The sequence below is a fragment of the Pseudomonas sp. PDM13 genome (assembly GCF_025685765.1).
In the GTDB taxonomy this organism is placed as follows: Bacteria; Pseudomonadota; Gammaproteobacteria; order Pseudomonadales; family Pseudomonadaceae; genus Metapseudomonas; species Metapseudomonas solani.
Genome location: NZ_JAOTQU010000007.1, coordinates 150,370 through 164,838, shown reverse-complemented (window position 1 = coordinate 164,838; position 14,469 = coordinate 150,370). Strand labels below are relative to the sequence as shown.

Annotated in this window: 15 protein-coding genes; 4 read left to right on the top strand and 11 right to left on the bottom strand. The window is 69.7% G+C overall.

The window, feature by feature from the left end:
- Window positions 1–133: 133 nt before the first annotated feature.
- A complete protein-coding gene (locus tag OEJ36_RS10205) occupies window positions 134–1,315 on the bottom strand; it encodes an alkane 1-monooxygenase (RefSeq protein ID WP_263401428.1) in 1,182 nt (393 codons plus the stop codon).
- 23 nt (window positions 1,316–1,338) lie between these two features.
- Entirely contained in the window at window positions 1,339–2,373 is a 1,035-nt protein-coding gene (locus OEJ36_RS10200) for a 2Fe-2S iron-sulfur cluster binding domain-containing protein (protein ID WP_263401427.1), read from the bottom strand.
- 141 nt (window positions 2,374–2,514) lie between these two features.
- Here OEJ36_RS10200 and OEJ36_RS10195 point away from each other — a divergent pair, with 141 nt between their 5' ends.
- Window positions 2,515–3,519, top strand: coding sequence for an AraC family transcriptional regulator (locus OEJ36_RS10195; protein ID WP_263401426.1), 1,005 nt, complete (start codon window positions 2,515–2,517; stop codon window positions 3,517–3,519).
- A 158-nt stretch (window positions 3,520–3,677) separates the two neighbouring features.
- Here the strand turns inward: OEJ36_RS10195 and phnE are convergent, their stop codons facing one another.
- From phnE to OEJ36_RS10175, 4 genes are read right to left on the bottom strand one after another with little or no spacing between them, the layout of a single operon-like run.
- Window positions 3,678–4,445: a phosphonate ABC transporter, permease protein PhnE gene (gene phnE / locus OEJ36_RS10190; RefSeq protein ID WP_263401425.1), complete on the bottom strand. Its 768-nt coding sequence runs from the start codon at window positions 4,443–4,445 to the stop codon at window positions 3,678–3,680.
- Window positions 4,442–5,269, bottom strand: a complete 828-nt coding sequence (locus tag OEJ36_RS10185; RefSeq protein ID WP_263401424.1) for a PhnE/PtxC family ABC transporter permease — start codon at window positions 5,267–5,269, stop codon at window positions 4,442–4,444. The genes phnE and OEJ36_RS10185 overlap by 4 nt, the downstream gene beginning before the upstream one ends.
- Window positions 5,263–6,060, bottom strand: a complete 798-nt coding sequence (locus OEJ36_RS10180; RefSeq protein WP_263401423.1) for a phosphonate ABC transporter ATP-binding protein — start codon at window positions 6,058–6,060, stop codon at window positions 5,263–5,265. The genes OEJ36_RS10185 and OEJ36_RS10180 overlap by 7 nt, the downstream gene beginning before the upstream one ends.
- On the bottom strand, window positions 6,057–6,908 hold the full coding sequence (locus OEJ36_RS10175) for a putative selenate ABC transporter substrate-binding protein (protein WP_263401422.1): 852 nt from the start codon (window positions 6,906–6,908) through the stop codon (window positions 6,057–6,059). Before OEJ36_RS10175 ends, OEJ36_RS10180 begins: the two co-directional genes overlap by 4 nt.
- Before the next feature lie 154 nt (window positions 6,909–7,062).
- Here OEJ36_RS10175 and selD point away from each other — a divergent pair, with 154 nt between their 5' ends.
- Window positions 7,063–8,097, top strand: a complete 1,035-nt coding sequence (gene selD / locus OEJ36_RS10170; RefSeq protein WP_263401421.1) for a selenide, water dikinase SelD — start codon at window positions 7,063–7,065, stop codon at window positions 8,095–8,097.
- On the top strand, window positions 8,097–9,197 hold the full coding sequence (mnmH, locus tag OEJ36_RS10165; RefSeq protein WP_263401420.1) for a tRNA 2-selenouridine(34) synthase MnmH: 1,101 nt from the start codon (window positions 8,097–8,099) through the stop codon (window positions 9,195–9,197). Before selD ends, mnmH begins: the two co-directional genes overlap by 1 nt.
- Here mnmH and OEJ36_RS10160 read toward each other — a convergent pair whose 3' ends face one another.
- Both OEJ36_RS10160 and OEJ36_RS10155 read right to left on the bottom strand, forming a co-directional pair.
- A complete protein-coding gene (locus tag OEJ36_RS10160) occupies window positions 9,198–10,559 on the bottom strand; it encodes a CSLREA domain-containing protein (protein ID WP_263401419.1) in 1,362 nt (453 codons plus the stop codon).
- Between the two features lie 516 nt (window positions 10,560–11,075).
- Window positions 11,076–11,738, bottom strand: coding sequence for a phytanoyl-CoA dioxygenase family protein (locus OEJ36_RS10155; RefSeq protein ID WP_263401418.1), 663 nt, complete (start codon window positions 11,736–11,738; stop codon window positions 11,076–11,078).
- A 206-nt stretch (window positions 11,739–11,944) separates the two neighbouring features.
- Here OEJ36_RS10155 and OEJ36_RS10150 point away from each other — a divergent pair, with 206 nt between their 5' ends.
- Window positions 11,945–12,166 carry a hypothetical protein gene (locus tag OEJ36_RS10150; RefSeq protein WP_263401417.1) on the top strand — a complete coding sequence of 74 codons (222 nt, stop codon included), beginning with the start codon at window positions 11,945–11,947 and terminating at the stop codon, window positions 12,164–12,166.
- Between the two features lie 55 nt (window positions 12,167–12,221).
- Here OEJ36_RS10150 and OEJ36_RS10145 read toward each other — a convergent pair whose 3' ends face one another.
- The 3 genes from OEJ36_RS10145 to OEJ36_RS10135 all read right to left on the bottom strand — a co-directional run bounded on the left by OEJ36_RS10145 (window position 12,222) and on the right by OEJ36_RS10135 (window position 14,462).
- Window positions 12,222–12,947 carry a UTRA domain-containing protein gene (locus OEJ36_RS10145; RefSeq protein ID WP_263401470.1) on the bottom strand — a complete coding sequence of 242 codons (726 nt, stop codon included), beginning with the start codon at window positions 12,945–12,947 and terminating at the stop codon, window positions 12,222–12,224.
- 65 nt (window positions 12,948–13,012) lie between these two features.
- Window positions 13,013–13,609, bottom strand: coding sequence for a nicotinamide riboside transporter PnuC (gene pnuC / locus OEJ36_RS10140; RefSeq protein WP_263401416.1), 597 nt, complete (start codon window positions 13,607–13,609; stop codon window positions 13,013–13,015).
- A gap of 19 nt (window positions 13,610–13,628) precedes the next feature.
- Window positions 13,629–14,462 carry a 5'-nucleotidase, lipoprotein e(P4) family gene (locus tag OEJ36_RS10135; RefSeq protein ID WP_263401415.1) on the bottom strand — a complete coding sequence of 278 codons (834 nt, stop codon included), beginning with the start codon at window positions 14,460–14,462 and terminating at the stop codon, window positions 13,629–13,631.
- Between the last annotated feature and the right edge of the window lie 7 nt (window positions 14,463–14,469).

Sequence of the window (14,469 nt, the reverse complement as noted above, 5' to 3'; positions counted from 1 at the left end):
GTGGCGGGGCTCGATTTGGGGTGATGCCTGCAGCGCCGCTTGATGGGTTTCGCTTCGCTCTACGCCATCCTACGAATCATCCGTGCGTAGGGCGTTGTGCACGGCGTGGGTTCGTGATGGTGGGCTTCGTACCTCAGCCCAACCTACGGGCGTTTGCGTTTTCCGCCATGGCCGCGATGCCGCTGCGGCGGTTCGCCTCGGCCGCCAGCTGGCGCTCTTCCTCGTTTGCGTAGTGCGCGTCCCAGGCCAGCACCTTGGGCGTCATCAGCCTGTGCCAGAGCGGCGGGATCATGGCGACCATGATGGTGGTGAGGTAGCCGCCGATCATCATCGGTGCGTCCGGGAAGGGGCGCAGGTCCTGGTAGGGCACCTCGCCCTGGGCGTGGTGGTGGGAGTGGCGGGTGAGGTTGAACATGCTCCAGGAGCTGATGCGCCGGTTGCTGTTCCACGAGTGACGGGGCTGCACCGGCGTGGCCGGGTTGCGCACCATGCCGTAGTGCTCCATGTAGTTGACGATCTCCAGCAGGGCCTTGCCCCACAGCGCGCAGGCGATGAAGAACAGCGCCACGCGCCAGCCACCGATGCCCCAGGCAGCGGCCACCAGCAACAGGCTCATGGCGTGCCCGCGCAGCACCGCGTTGTGCCAGCCAAACAGGTTTTGGCCCTTCCTGGCGAGGCGGCGGCGCTCGATGTGCCAGGCGCTGAGGTTGCCCTTGAGGGTGGAGGCGAGCACGTGCCAGTAGACATTGCGCCCACGCGGCGCGGTGGCCGGGTCCTCGGTGGTGGAGACGTAGCGGTGGTGGCCGTAGACGTGCTCGATGGCGAACACCGTGTCGAAGCTGAAGGCCAGCAGCCAGCGGCCGATGAGCAGGGAGACCTGGTCCCAGGTGCGGTGGGTGAGTTCGTGGGCGGTGATGGTGCCGATCATGCCGATCATCAGGCCGGTGAGCAGCCAGGCCGAGACGTGATGGATGCCGACGGTGGCGTCGCGGGCGGCGATCAGATCATGGCCGCTGAGGCGGCTGAGGGCCGCGCCGAAGCCCAGCGGGTCGCCTTCGCTGACGCTCCACAGCGCCGCGAAGACGATGAAACCGAGCAGCGGCAGGGCCAGCCACAGCTGGACGGTGAGGATGCCGGGGTGCTTGAAGTGCGGGGTGCTGGTGTCGTCCCCCGCGATGGCATCGCCGACGAGGTAGAAGGCGAGGATCGCCAGCAGCCCGGCGCTGGTCCAGATGCCGCCGGCGAGCAGGGACAGCGCGGCGAGCAGCCCGATGCCCTGGAACAGGAAGTACTTCAGGTAGTGCAACGCGTTCATGGTGGTTTCTCTTGTTGTGGTGATCAGGCGTCGGCCAGGGCCGCCGGTGCGGTGGTGGTGAAGCGGTCGGCGTGGATGTGCTCGGGTGCCACACTCAGGCCGCGCAGCAGCGCACTGGCGCTGTCGATCATCGCGGGCGGGCCGCAGAGGTAGGCGTGGGCGCCGGGCTCCAGCAGCGTCGGGATCTGCGTCGTGACCAGCCCGCGCGCGCCGCTCCAGGGTGTCTCGGGGGTGATGTCGGAGAGCACCGGGACGAAGCGGAAGGGCACGGGCCATCGGGCGGCGATGGCGGTGATTTCTTCCAGGGCGTAGAGGTCGCGCTGCTGGCGGGCGCCGAACAGCAGGGTGGCCGGGCGGGTGACGCCAGCGGCCAGGGCTTCCTGCAGGATCGCCAGCAGGGGCGCCAGGCCGCTGCCGCCGGCGATCAGCAGCAAGGGCGCTGTTGCGGGGCGCAGGTGGAAGTCGCCCTGGGGCCCTTCGAGCACCAGGCCCTGGCCCAGCAGCGGGCGCTCGTCCACCCACCCGGTGAAGGCGCCGCCGGGCACCTTGCGGATGAAGAAGCCGACCTGGGCATCGGGCTGCATCGGCGTGCAGAAGGAGAACGGGCGTGGCTGGCCGGGCAGGGCGTCGAGGGTCAGCGTCGCGTACTGGCCGGCCTTGTAGGGCAGGGCCTCGTCGAGCTGCACCTGCAGGTGGGTGATGTCGTGGGTGAGCCGTTGCTGGCCGACCACCTTGCCGCGCACGCGGCGCCTGGCGCTGTGCCGGGCGAGGTCCACCTCGATGCGCAGGTCCCCCTGGGGCACGCTCTGGCAGGCGAGGATGTAGCCCTGGTCCAGCTCCTCGTCCGTGAGCACGTAGCTGGCCTCGGTCAGCTCGCGCACGCGGCCGGACAGCAGCCTGCACTTGCAGGTGGCGCAACCGCCCACGCGGCAGCTGTGGGGGAAGTCGATGCCGTGGCGCAGGGCGGCCTGCAGCAGGGTTTCCTTCGGGTTCACCAGGATCTCGGTGGCGTTGATCCGCACCTGGCTGGGGCGGGATCGGGAGCGGAATGGAAACATGCGTCCTCCTGTTGTGATTGTTGGGTCGGACGGCTGAATCCTAGGGGCGTCGCCGGGGAGGAGGAGAGGGCCTCAATTGACATTCTGGGGGTCATTAAATGACACTTTCGCCCCCGCCAGATGCGAGCCACAGAGGCGCCCATGCCTGACTTCCGACTCCCCGTGCAGTACCTGCGACAGGTCGCGGAACAGCTGCGGGTGATGGGCGTGGCCCCGGGCGATTGGCTGGCCGATTGCGGCGTCGCCCCCGCTCTGCTGGACGACCCGGAGTACCAGCCCGGTATCGAGCTGTTCGGGCCGCTGATGCAGCAGGCGTTGCGGCTCAGCGGCGAGCCGGCGCTGGGGCTGCTGATCGGCGAGCGGCTGGGTGTCGGCACCCACGGCGTTCTCGGTTTCGCCGCGCTGCAGGGCGGCTCCCTGCGCCAGGTCATCCAGCTGCTGGAGCGCTACCTGGCGGTGCGCACCACCCTGGCCCGGGTGCAGCTCGACGGGGAGCCAACCCAGGCCCGGGAGCACCTGCGCTTCGTGGCCGAGTACCCGCTTGGCGAGGTGGAGCAGACGGTAATGGAAGCGGTGATGCTGGCGGTGAAGAACATCTTCGATGCCATCACCCCGGCCGGGCGCTCGGCCAGCCGCATCAGCTTCCCGGCCCCGCAGCCCACCTACGCGGCACTGGCCGAGCAGCTGTTCGGCTGCCCGGTGGACTATGCGCAGCCCTGGGCCGGCTTCACCTTCGACACGGCGATGCTGGATACGCCGCTGCGCATGGCGGACCCTTTCGCCTTCCGCGAGGCGGAGCTGATCTGCCAGCGCGAGCTGAAGAAGCTGGGGGAGAAGAGCTCCCTGGGGGCGCGGGTGCGCCGGCTCATTCTCGAACGGCAGAACGCCTTCCCCAGTCTCGTCACCATTGCGCGCCTGCTCTACATGACGCCCCGCACGCTGCACCGCCGCCTGCTCGCGGAAGGCACCAGCTACAAGCAGATCCTCAAGGAAGTCCGCCACGTGCTGGCTATCGAGCACCTTCGCGCCGGGCGGCTGACGGTGGAGGAAATCGCCCAGGTGCTGGGCTACAGCGACGTGGCCAACTTCCGGCGTGCCTTCAAGCAATGGGAAGGCGTGGCGCCCTCGGCGTTCGTCGCCCCGTAGGTTGGCGCCGAGCGCAGCGAGGCCCAACGTGGCGTGGTGCGCGCCTGTGGCTCCGCTTGATGGGGTTCGCGGAGCTCTACCCATCCTACGAAGCATCGCTCGCGTTGGCTTTTGTGCTCCGTCCGAGCGCCCTGGAGGCACTGCGGTGTGCTGCCGTTCTAGGCGCGCACCCAGCGCTGGCGCGTCCAGCCGCTGAGGGCGTCGACGGCGAACACCAACGCCAGCATGGCGAGGATCACGCTGCTGGCCTGGGCTTCCTGGAACAGGCTGAGGCTGACGTAGAGCATCTGCCCCAGGCCGCCGGCGCCGACGAAACCGAGCACGCTGGCCATGCGGATGTTGTTCTCCCAGCGGTACAGCGAGTAGGCCAGCAGCTGCGGCCAGAGGTTGGGCAGGGTGCCGTAGCAGAAGGCGGCCACCTGCCCGCCGCCCTGTTGGCGGATGGCCTCGGCCGGGGCCGTGGGGGTGTTCTCCAGGGCTTCGGCGAACAGGCGGCCGAGCACGCCGGCGGTGTGCAGGGCCAGGGCCAGGGTGCCGGCGTTGGGGCCGAGGCCGGCGGCGAGCACCATCAGCGCGGCCCAGACCAGCTCGGGGATGGCGCGCAGGCCATTGAGCAGTAGGCGGGTGAGGGCCTGCAGGGGCTTGCCGAAGCGCCCGGCGGCGGGCAGTGCCAGGAGCAGCCCGAGGAGGGCCGCCAGCAGGGTGCCGAGGGCCGACATGGCGAGGGTTTCCAGGGCGCCGTGGGCGATGGCCTGCAGGTGCGCGCCGCTCAGGTCCGGCTGCAGGAAGCGCGCGGCGTAGGCGCCCATCTGCTTGAGGTTGCCGACCTCGGTGAGGGCGAGCAGGTCCAGCCCCAGGTAGAGGAAGGAGGCGACGACAGCGGCGAGGGCCGCCAGCAGCAGGGCGGCATTGGCCAGGCGCTTCATGCCAGCCTCCCGCGCAGCACGCGGCTGAGCTGGTCGGCGAGCAGCACCAGGAGGAAGAAGGTCAGCAGCATGCTGGCCACCTCGCCGCCAGCGAACATGCGCAACGACAGGTCGATCTGCTGGCCCAGGCCGCCGGCGCCGACGAAGCCCATCACCACCGAGGCGCGGATGGCGCATTCCCAGCGGTACACGGTGTAGGAGGTCAGCTCGGCGGCGGCGTTGGGCAGCAGGCCGTAGACGAAGGCGCCCAGGCGGCCGCTGCCGGCCTGCAGCAGAGCGTGCATGGGGCGCTGGTCCACCGATTCGAGGATTTCCGCATAGACCTTGCCGAGCATGCCGGCGTAGGTGATGGCGATGGCCAGCACGCCCGCAGTGGGGCCGAGGCCGACGGCGCGGACGAAGAGCAGCGCCCAGACGATTTCCGGCACGCTGCGCAGGACGATCAGCAGCCCGCGGATGGGCCAGCGCAGGGCCTGGCCGAGGGCGCTCGGGCGCCCACCACGGGAGGCGGCGGAGAGCGACAGGGCGCGGCTGGCGGCGAGGCCGGCGGGCACCGCCACCAGCAGCGCCAGGGCCATGCCGGCGGTGGCGATGGCCAGGGTCTGCAGGGTGGCGTCCAGCAGCAGGGCGAGGAAGTCGGATGTATGCGCCGGCGGCCAGAAGCCGGCGACGAAGCGGCCCATCTCGCTCTGGCTATCGGCCTGCAGCAGCACGCCCGGGTCGAGCTCGGCCAGGCGGATGCCGGGCCACAGCAGCGCGACGGCCAGCAGCGTCAGCAGCAGGCGGGGCAGGGCGGCGGGGTCGCGGGTGTCGCGGCTCAGCATCGGGGGATCTGCAGGGGCAGCGTCGCCGATGGCGGCTGCGGCGAGGCCAGCTGTTCGTTGGCGTAGAGCGCGTCGAGCAGGGCCTGGTCGACCTCGGCGGCGGGGCGGTCGAAGGCGATGCGGCCCTCGCGTACGCCGATGATGCGCGGGAAGTGCGCCAGGGCCAGGTCCACCGCGTGGAGGCTGGCCACCAGGGTCACGCCCTGGGCGCTGGCGTGGCGGCAGAGCACGCTGAGGGTGTGGTCGGCGAGCACCGGGTCCATCGCCGAGACCGGTTCGTCGGCGAGCAGCAGCTGCGGGTCCTGGTATAGCGCGCGGGCGATGCCGACCCGTTGCAGCTGGCCGCCGGAGAGCTGCTGGCACTGGGCGAACAGCTTGTCGGCCAGGTCCAGCCGGGCGAGCACGGCACGGGCGCCCGGGACATCCAGCGGGTGCAGCAGGTTGAGCAGGGCGCGGCCCAGCCCCCACTGGCCGAGCTTGCCGGCCAGCACGGCGGTGACCACCCGTTGCCGGGGCGGCAGGGGCGGTGCCTGGTGGATCAGGCCGATGCGTGCGCGCAGGCGTTGCCGGGCTGTGGCGGAGCAGGCCCAAGGGCGTTCGCCGAGCAGCTCCACCTCGCCCGAGCTGGGGCGCATGGCGCCGGCCAGCAGGGACAGCAGGCTGGATTTGCCGGCGCCGGACGGGCCGATGACGGCGACCCGCTCGCCGGTGGCGATGGCCAGGTCGACGCCGCACAGGGCCTGGACGCCGGTGCCGTGTCGCAGGCCGGCGTCGGTGAGGCGCAGGCTCATTTCAGCAGGTCGGCGGCCCGGGCGGCTTCCTCGATGCCTTTGTAGTTGTCCGGCTGGGTCTCGATGAAGCGGCTGGCGGCCTGCAGGTCGAGGATGGCCTTGTGCTCGGAGTTGGCCGGGTCGAGGGCGAGGAAGGCCTTCTTGATCTTCTCGGCCAGCGCCGGGTCGAGGGTGCCGCGCACGGTCCAGTTGTAGTCGTAGTAGGCCGGAGTGGTGGCGAACACGCGCACCTTGCTGGTGTCGACCTTGCCGGCGGCGACCAGCTTGTCCCAGACGCTGGCATTGAGCACGCCGCCGTCCACCTTGCCGGCCTGCACCCAGGCGGCGGTGGCGTCATGGGCGCCGGAATAGCCGATGCGGCTGAAGTAGCCCTCCGGCTTGATGCCGTCCTTGAGCATGAAGTAGCGCGGCATCAGGCTGCCGGAGGTGGAAGAGATGGAGCCGAAGGCGAAGGTCTTGCCCTTGAGGTCGGCCAGGGACTTCACCGAAGGGTCGGCGGTGATGAACTTGCTGGTGAACTGGGCGTCCTGCTCGCGCTGCACCAGGGGGATGGCGTTGCCGGTCTTCAGGCGCACCTGGACGAAGGTGAAACCGCCCAGCCAGGCCAGGTCCAGGCGGTCGGTGGCCAGCGCCTCGACCACCGCCGGGTAGTCGGCCACCGGGACGAACTGCACCGGCATGCCCAGCTCCTTCTCCAGGTAGGCGCCCAGCGGCTTGAACTTGCGCAGCAGCTCGGTGGGGGCCTCGTCGGGGATGGCGCTGACCTTCAGCACCTCGGCGGCCTGGGTGGCCAGCATGGACAGGGACAGGGTGAGGCCGGCGGTGGCGGCCAGGATGCGCTTGAGCATGGGGATTCTCCGGTTCAATAGCGGAAAAGGTGCGCAGCGGTCGCGCGTCGGGCGCGCTTGCTGAGGGTAGACGAATCGGCGGCGATTATAGGGATGGGAGGCGCAAACGCCAGCTTTGCTAGAATCCGCCGCCATCAGAGTTGCGAGGTGTGTGATGAGCGAGCCGATCCGTTTGACCCAGTACAGCCATGGCGCCGGTTGCGGCTGCAAGATCTCCCCCAAGGTGCTGGAGGTGATCCTCGCCGGCAGCGGCGCGCAGAACCTCGACCCGCGCCTGTGGGTCGGCAACGCCTCGCGTGACGACGCGGCGGTGTACGCCCTGGACGACGAGCGCGGCGTGGTCTCCACCACCGATTTCTTCATGCCCATCGTCGACGACCCCTTCGACTTCGGCCGCATCGCCGCCACCAACGCCATTAGCGACATCTACGCCATGGGCGGCGACCCGCTGATGGCCATCGCCATCCTCGGCTGGCCGGTGAACCTGCTGCCGCCGGAAGTGGCCCGCGAGGTGATCCGCGGCGGTCGCGCGGTGTGCGACGCCGCCGGCATCCCCCTGGCCGGCGGCCATTCGATCGATGCGCCGGAACCGATCTTCGGCCTGGCCGTCACCGGTGTGGTGGAGAAACGCCACATGAAGCGCAACGACACCGCCAGCCCCGGTTGCAAGCTCTACCTGACCAAGCCGCTGGGCATCGGCATCCTCACCACCGCCGAGAAGAAGGCCAAGTTGCGCGCCGAAGACGTGGGCCTGGCCCGCGACTGGATGTGCACCCTGAACAAGCCCGGCAGCCGCTTCGGCAAGCTGGCCGGCGTGCAGGCGATGACCGATGTCACCGGCTTCGGCCTGCTCGGCCACCTGGTGGAGATGGCCGACGGCGCCGGCGTGACTGCGCAGCTGGATTACGCCAGCGTGCCGCGCCTGCCGGGTGTCGAGCACTACCTGGCCGAAGGCTGCGTACCCGGCGGCACCCTGCGCAACTTCGACAGCTACGGCGAGCACATCGCGCCGATCACCGACGCCCAGCGCGACCTGCTGTGCGACCCGCAGACCAGCGGCGGCCTGCTGGTTGCGGTGAGCCCGGAGGGCGAGGCGGAGTTCCTCGCCGTGGCGGCCGAGCTGCGGCTGGCGCTGGCGCCCATCGGCCAACTGATCGAGCGACAGCGCCACGCGGTAGAGGTGCTGTGATGCGCAACAACGCCACCGACTACCGCGAGCTCTTCCTCAACGACGTTCCCATGATGGATATGCGCGCCCCGGTGGAATACACCAAGGGCGCCTTCCCCAATACCGAAAGCCTGCCGCTGATGACCGACATCGAGCGGCAGAAGGTCGGCACCTGCTACAAGCAGAAGGGCCAGCAGGCCGCCATCGAGCTGGGCCACCAGTTGGTCTCCGGCAAGGTCAAGGCGGAGCGGGTGGAGGCCTGGGCGGCCTTCGCCAGGGCCCACCCCGAGGGTTACCTCTACTGCTTCCGTGGCGGCCTGCGCTCGCAGATCGTGCAGCAGTGGCTGAAGGAGGCGGGCATCGATTACCCGCGGGTGATCGGCGGCTACAAGGCGATGCGTACCTTCCTCATCGAGACCCTCGATGCCGCGGTCGCGGAGTGCGATTTCGTCATCGTCGGCGGCATGACCGGCACCGGCAAGACCGAAGTGGTGGCGGCGCTGGCCAACAGCGTCGACCTCGAGGGGCATGCCAACCACCGGGGCTCCAGCTTCGGCAAGCGCGCCACGGGGCAGCCTTCGCAGATCGATTTCGAGAACCGCATCGCCGTCGACCTGCTCAAGCGCCGCGCCCGTGGGCAGCAGCAGTTCGTGCTGGAGGACGAGAGCCGCATGATCGGCGCCTGCTCGTTGCCGCTGTCGCTGCACCAGGGCCTGCAGCGCTTCCCGCTGGTGTGGCTGGAGGACAGCCTGGAAGGGCGCATCGAGCGGATACTCAAGGACTACGTGACCGACCTGGCCGCCGAGTTCCGCATCGTGCAGGGCGAGGAGCAGGGCTTCGAGCGCTTCGCCGAGCGCCTGCTGCAGAGCATGGACAACATCCAGAAGCGTCTCGGCGGCGAACGCTACCAGCGCCTGCGCGCGGTGATGCAGGAGGCCCTCGACGAGCAGCGCCGCAGCGGCGCGGTGGAGCTGCACCGCGGCTGGATCGAAGGGCTGCTGCGCGAGTACTACGACCCGATGTACGCCTACCAGCGCGAGGCCAAGGGCGCGCGCATCGAGTTCGCTGGCGACGCCCCGGCGATCCTCGCCTACCTGCAGGCGCGCCAGGCGCAGCGCTAGTCAGGGATAGGCGCGCTCGAAGGCGCCGAGGTCGCAGTTGACCAGGCCGTCGCCGTTGCCGTCGCGCTGGCGGTCGAGCCCGCGCTGGTCGTGGCTGGAGCAGTTGCCCACGCCGGCGTCGATGGCGGCGCTGGTGCGCCGCAGCGGGTGCACCCAGGCGCCGTTGTTTTGCTGCAGGGGGAACAGGTGGTGGGTGAAGGTCGCCTCGTCGGCGATGTAGTTCTCCGCCAGGCAGGTGCTGCCGTCCGTTCCCAGCAGCAGGCCGCGGGCGCGGAAGTCGACGGCGCCCGGCAGGCTCTGGCAGTTGCGCACCTCATCGAACTCCGTGGCGCGGTTGCCGGCGACGATGCTGTTGCGCAGCAGCAGGTCGCCCCGGTTGGTGACGCCCCAGCCGTCGTTGCCGGCGATGGTCACGTGCAGCAGTTCGGCGTGGGACTGGGCGGACAGCTGCGGCAGGAAGGGGTGGCCGTTCTCGAAGGCGCCCCGCTCGATGCTGCGGTTGCCGCTGAGGGTGCTGTTGGCCAGGCGCAGTTGCCCGGCATTGGCGATGGCCGCGCCGTAGCCGCTCCTGAGCACCTCGTTGGCCTGGAAGGTGGTGCGGGCGATGTCCGCCGAGCCCTGGTTGTAGAGCCCGCCGCCCATGCCCCATTCGCCGTAGTCGGACGCCCGGTTGGCGTTGAACAGGCTGTCGCGGACGGTGAGCGTGCCCTCGTTGTACAGGGCGCCGCCCTTGCCGGCGCTCTGGGCTTCCTCACCGAAGTTGCGGTTGTCGCGGAAGGTCGAGCGGTGCACCTCCAGCACGCCGAAGTTGGCGATGGCGCCGCCGTTGCCGGCCTGTGTGGCCGGGTAGGGCATGTAGACGAACACGCGGTTGTCCACCAGCTCCACCTGGTTGAGTTGCACCTGGCCGTAATTGAGCAGGGCGCCGCCGTCGTAGATCTGCTGGCCACCGGTGAGGCCGAGGTTGCGCAGCTTCAGCTGGGCCCCGGCGTGCACGTGGAACAGGCGGTCCAGGCGGTTGGCGTTGAGGCGGGTCACCGCCGCGCCCCGGCCGACCAGGCTGACCTGGCCATGCACGTCGAAGTCGCCGATGGCATTGGCGTCCTCGTCCACGGGCCAGTTGCCAGCCGGGTCGGGGTTGGCCTTCTGTAGCAGGTAATCGCCGGCGCCGAGGAGGATGACGGTCTCCCCCGGCGTGGCATTGGCAGTGGAGATGGCCTCGCGCAGGGAGCAATGGGCCTGGGTGCACTGGCCGTCGTCTTCATCGGCGAAGGTGTTGACGCGCAGCTCCAGCGCATCGGCGGCCAGCGGGGCGGCAAGGGCGAAAACGAGCGACAGCGAACGGTGGCAATGGCCTGGCATGGGAAGGTCCTCAGGTGGGGGAATCAGCGCTCGATTGCACGACTGAGGCCGCTGAGGTACGACAGTGCGTCGCGAAAATGGTGCCGAAGGACGTGGCCGCGTTTGAATTGAGTGTTGCTAGCGACTGAGCCCAGCTGATTGCCTACTCCGCTGATGCTTCTGGTTTCGCCCCCCCGGGCGAGTCCCTTTTCTCAATCGCCAGAAAAGGAACCAAAAGGGCTTGCCCCTCCATACGGGTCTGGCTTCGCCAGACTTCCCTCGCTCCATCATCGTTCCAGGGGCACGCCGCGAAGGGCCATCCCTGGCCCATCGCGGCTCTCGCGACATCCATGTCGCTCAACCCCTTCCACGACGATTCGCTCGGCCTCTTGGGAAGGGGCGTTTGGCGGCCGCTCCAACGTCTTCGCTCGGCTTGCCCCTACGATGTGCGCATTGATATTCGGTAAGACAAGCGGGAACTGGCGGCTCCGTAGGATGGCGTAGAGCGAAGCGAAACCCATCACGCCACGCTCGGCGCTACCCCATGGGATCGAAGCGCTCCTGGGCGTCCATGCGGATGCCGCGCAGCTGCCGTGTGTCCAGGTACGAGGCGTAGAGGGGTTCGGCGCAATAGCCGATCAGCAGGGTGCGGCGGCGGCCGCCGAGGGCATTGAGGCTGCCGGCGTGCACCAGGTCGGCATCGAACACCAGGATGTCCCCTGCGTTGCCGGAGAGCTGCAGGGTGCGGGATTCGTCATTGACGTCGAGCGGCGGTTCTCCCGCCGCCGGGCGGTGGCTGCCGGGGACGATGCGCGTTGCGCCGTTGTCGGGGCCGTAGTCGTCGAGGTAGGCCAGGGCGTTGATGGTGTCGCCGGGACGCTGTGTCGAGAGGTCGCGGTGCAGTTGCTGGTAGCCGCCGCCGGCCAGGGGCTCGCGGCCTTCCACCTGGGCGAGGAAGAAGCGCTCGCCAATCAGTTCGCCCACCGCCGCCAGCACCGGTGGCAGGCGGCACAGGGCCTGGACCCGGGGCTCCAGGTCCAGCAGCGAATGGCGCCAGTCCCGGCCACGGGGCACCGGCCATTGCTCTGAAGGCTTGACCCCGGCGTCGAACAGGGCGCGCAGCTCGTCCAGCCAGCCGGTGGGGATCGCCTGGCGCAGCAGGGCGTAGCCATCCCGGTGGAGTCGTTCGCGGTCCGTCATGGTGTGCTCGATGTCCTTATCAGCCCGGCGATGTGCGGGAGGCGGAAGCATCGGGCAAGGGTGGGGCGATGGGCAAGGGCAGGTGCGGTTTTTGTGTGGCGACAAAGCCTGGGTCTGTGACCATCGGCTCGGTCACCCGGGGCTGTCTGCGGGCATCATGGCCGGGGCCCTTTGGGCATTACCTTCCACGCCAGGTCGAGCGAGCGATGAAAGTCTGTGAGCAATGCGGGTTCCTGCTCTTCGAGCCCAACCGTCCGTGCCAGCGCTGCGCCCCGGCAGCGGATGTCGTGCTGCTGCGCCCCAAGCCGTCGAGAGGGATGAAGGTGCTGAAGTGGCTGCTGATCAGCATGGCGCTGGTGGTACTGGCGGGCGTGGCGGCAGTCGCCTGGATTCTGCATTCCCTGGGGCCGATGCCGTCTTTCGGCTGAAATCGTCCATCACCGGCAGGCTGTCGGGCCAGGGCGGCAGCGTTATCGAGCGGGCTCATGGCTGCGCCGGCTCCCCCGGGTAGTGGGTTTCCAGCACCACGGCGAGGGCGTCCGGGCGCCAGAACTCCTGGTCGAACTCCACCGGTTGGCCCTGCTCGCCGAAGTTGAGCCGTTCCAGGTAGAAGCTGCTGGAGCCCGGGGAGACCTGCAGCAGGCCGGCCTGGGCCTCGTTCATGGTTTCGGCGTGCATCAGCAGTTCACTGCGTGATTGCACCCGGCCGAAGCGCTCGCGCAGCAGGGTGGTCAGCGAGGTGTTGAGGTCGGCGGAGAGCAACTCCGGGCACCAGTCCACCAGCACCACGTTGCATTCCAGCAGCACCGGGCGCTGGTCGACCCAGCGCCGCCGCTGGAGGACGAACACCGGCTCCTCGGGGTGCTCCAGGCCCATGCGCTTGGCCAGCCAGGCACCGGCCGGGCGGCGCTCGGCGTGCAAGCATTCGGTGCGCGGTGTGCGGCCCTGGCGGGCGACGTATTCCATGAAGCCGATGATGCCGGTGGGGTCGTAGCGGATGCGCGGCGGGCTGACGTACCAGCCACGGCGGTTCTGCCGGTAGATCAGGCCGTCGCGCTCCAGCAGCTGCAGGGCCTGGCGCAGGGTGACGCGGGTGCAGGCGAAGCGCTCGGCCAGCTCGCGCTCCGCCGGCAGCTTGCTGTCGCCGGGAAGAAGGCCGGCGGCGAGGTCGGCCACCAGCTGGTCGCGGATGCGCAGGTAGTGCGGCAGCGAGGCGCGCCAGGCGCCCGGGGGCAGGGATTCGCTGACGAACGAGGGGCGCGCCGGGTTGAGGTTCACGAGGTGGCCCCGGCGGCCTGGGGCAGGGCGCGGTCCTGGGCGTCCAGGTCCTTGCGCCAGGCGTGCAGGCCGTAGGCGGCGAGGATCACGAAACCGGCATAGAGCGCCGCGGTGAGCTGCAGGTCCTTGTAGAGGAACAGGCCGACGTAGGCGATATCCAGCACGATCCACAGACCCCAGCTGGCCAGGTACTTGCGCGCGGCCCAGAAGCTGGCCACCAGGCTGAAGGCGGTGAGCAGGGCGTCGACCCAGGGTACCGCCGCGTCGGTGAAGTGGTGCATCAGGCTGCCCAGCAGCACCGCGCCGAGCAGGCCGGCCAACAGGCTGACCAGGGCCACACGCGGCGGCAGGCGCTCCACGCGGACCTTGCCGGCCACGCTCTGGCCGCTGCTCCAGCGCCACCAGCCGTAGCCCTGCAGCAGGGCGAAGACCAGTTGCAGGAGCATGTCGGAGTAGAGCTTCACGCCGAAGAAGATCCAGGCGTAGAGCAGCACCGCGACGACGCTCACCGGCCAGCACCAGCGGATGCGTTGGGCGGTGAGCCAGACGCCGAGGATGTTGATGAGCACGGCGACGATTTCCAGCGTTGACATGGCGATGGCCTCGGCGGGTTCAGTACTGCGGTTTCAGCGCCTGGTGCTTGAGGGCGCGCTTCTGGGCATCCGGCAGGTCTTCGCGGCCCTGGTAGGGGGCGCTGTACCAATGGCCGTAGGTGGGGTTGGGCAGCAGGAACCAGCGCTCGCCGAGCCAACCGAGGTAGGGCGCGGCGGCTTGCTGCTGCTCGGCCTGGCTGCCCTTGGCGCTGATGAAGTCGCCGAAGCTGTCGCCCACCAGCATCAGTACGCGGGCCTGGCTGCCGACCCAGTTGCGCCGGCAGGTCTTGTCCGAACCCGCGTCGGCGCAGCCGCCGATGGCGGTGCCGGCGGTGAGGATCTGCGCGGTGCCGTCGATGGGGAAGCCGGCGCGCCGGAGGTTGGCCAGGGTGGCCTGCTCCTGCCCGGGCTCGCGGTTGGTCAGGTAGTAGGGGGTGATGCCGCGCTGGGCCGCTGCCTGCATGAAGGCCACGGCGCCGGGCAGCGCCGGGGCTTCGGCACGGTCCACCCACTGGTACCACTGGGCGTAGTCGTAGGGGGCGTCGGCGAGGATGGCGCGGGCGTTCAGCGGCACGTTGTCGAGCAGGGTCTCGTCGATGTCGACGATCAGCGCCGGTGGCAGCCCCTGGAGGTTGCGCGGGGTGCCGGCGAGGGCGTCCCAGGCGGGGTCGGCCAGGGCCCTGTCCAGCTGGCGGGTGGCGTTGGCGTAGACCTGGCGGAACAGCAGGTCGTGCTCGATGGAGGTCTGGGTCCAGAGCACGGCGTCCAGCTGGTCGTTGGCCGGCGGGTGCTGCTGGCAGCCGCCCAGCAGGGCGGCGAGCAGGGCGATGCAGGGCAGGGCGGGAATGCGCATGGCGGGC

Excerpts from the sequence above, each read along its gene's own strand:
- OEJ36_RS10205 (WP_263401428.1), bottom strand. The coding sequence starts at position 1,315 with ATGAACGCGTTGCACTACCTGAAGTACTTCCTGTTCCAGGGCATCGGG.
- OEJ36_RS10200 (WP_263401427.1), bottom strand. The coding sequence starts at position 2,373 with ATGTTTCCATTCCGCTCCCGATCCCGCCCCAGCCAGGTGCGGATCAAC.
- OEJ36_RS10195 (WP_263401426.1), top strand. The coding sequence starts at position 2,515 with ATGCCTGACTTCCGACTCCCCGTGCAGTACCTGCGACAGGTCGCGGAA.
- phnE (WP_263401425.1), bottom strand. The coding sequence starts at position 4,445 with ATGAAGCGCCTGGCCAATGCCGCCCTGCTGCTGGCGGCCCTCGCCGCT.
- OEJ36_RS10185 (WP_263401424.1), bottom strand. The coding sequence starts at position 5,269 with ATGCTGAGCCGCGACACCCGCGACCCCGCCGCCCTGCCCCGCCTGCTG.
- OEJ36_RS10180 (WP_263401423.1), bottom strand. The coding sequence starts at position 6,060 with ATGAGCCTGCGCCTCACCGACGCCGGCCTGCGACACGGCACCGGCGTC.
- OEJ36_RS10175 (WP_263401422.1), bottom strand. The coding sequence starts at position 6,908 with ATGCTCAAGCGCATCCTGGCCGCCACCGCCGGCCTCACCCTGTCCCTG.
- selD (WP_263401421.1), top strand. The coding sequence starts at position 7,063 with ATGAGCGAGCCGATCCGTTTGACCCAGTACAGCCATGGCGCCGGTTGC.
- mnmH (WP_263401420.1), top strand. The coding sequence starts at position 8,097 with ATGCGCAACAACGCCACCGACTACCGCGAGCTCTTCCTCAACGACGTT.
- OEJ36_RS10160 (WP_263401419.1), bottom strand. The coding sequence starts at position 10,559 with ATGCCAGGCCATTGCCACCGTTCGCTGTCGCTCGTTTTCGCCCTTGCC.
- OEJ36_RS10155 (WP_263401418.1), bottom strand. The coding sequence starts at position 11,738 with ATGACGGACCGCGAACGACTCCACCGGGATGGCTACGCCCTGCTGCGC.
- OEJ36_RS10150 (WP_263401417.1), top strand. The coding sequence starts at position 11,945 with ATGAAAGTCTGTGAGCAATGCGGGTTCCTGCTCTTCGAGCCCAACCGT.
- pnuC (WP_263401416.1), bottom strand. The coding sequence starts at position 13,609 with ATGTCAACGCTGGAAATCGTCGCCGTGCTCATCAACATCCTCGGCGTC.
- OEJ36_RS10135 (WP_263401415.1), bottom strand. The coding sequence starts at position 14,462 with ATGCGCATTCCCGCCCTGCCCTGCATCGCCCTGCTCGCCGCCCTGCTG.